The sequence below is a fragment of the Olsenella uli genome, from assembly GCF_016899935.1.
GTDB lineage: Bacteria > Actinomycetota > Coriobacteriia > Coriobacteriales > Atopobiaceae > Thermophilibacter > Thermophilibacter uli_B.
The window spans coordinates 1-231 of sequence record NZ_JACJJK010000123.1 but is presented as its reverse complement, the minus strand read 5'-3'; the positions used below and the strand labels follow the sequence as shown (position 1 = coordinate 231).

Annotated in this window: 1 protein-coding gene; it reads right to left on the bottom strand. The window is 30.7% G+C overall.

Annotated elements, in window-relative coordinates:
• Positions 1-231: PucR family transcriptional regulator ligand-binding domain-containing protein (locus H6A07_RS10105; protein ID WP_204814779.1), on the bottom strand; the 231-nt coding region annotated here is incomplete at both ends.

Sequence of the window (231 nt, the reverse complement as noted above, 5' to 3'; positions counted from 1 at the left end):
ATTTAATATTTGCTGCATAAAATTGGATAAAAAACGTTGTTCATGTTCTGCTTGAGTATTTTTTTCTTTATAAATCTGTTGAAATATCAGCTGTGATATTTCTGAAAATGAATAGAAATACGGTAGTTCAATGATTGGAAAGTCAAGTTTCTTGGCTTCATCAATCATAGCTTCAGGAATTTGACGAAAAAAGCGTTTTGTTTTTATTGCCAGTGCAGTACAGCCAATATC